This window comes from Peribacillus sp. SIMBA_075 (assembly GCF_046534585.1).
Genome location: NZ_JAWRYN010000510.1, coordinates 1 through 275, shown reverse-complemented (window position 1 = coordinate 275; position 275 = coordinate 1). Strand labels below are relative to the sequence as shown.

At 52.4% G+C, this 275-nt stretch carries 1 pseudogene; it reads right to left on the bottom strand.

Features of this window, described 5'->3' with window-relative positions:
• Window positions 1-275, bottom strand: a pseudogene (locus SB775_RS29210) (PHP domain-containing protein); the annotation flags it as partial.

Sequence of the window (275 nt, the reverse complement as noted above, 5' to 3'; positions counted from 1 at the left end):
CGTGCGTTACTTCGATTGCTTCCTGTGCGGAAAAGACTGGTCTTGGTACATACGCAGGAGCACCTTTTCGCAAATAAGCATCAAATGCTGCCTGTGGCGTCGAGCTGTATCCACGCTCTACTAATACTTCCGAAATATGTGTTCGAACGATGACCCCGCCTTTTGCACGGACCAGACAGTCCTCTATGGTAATCGCCATCCCCAGCCTGTTGCAGCTCTCGACCATCTCAGAGGCCCACTCAATCCGCTCCTGCTGTCTTCGATCCATCAGATGC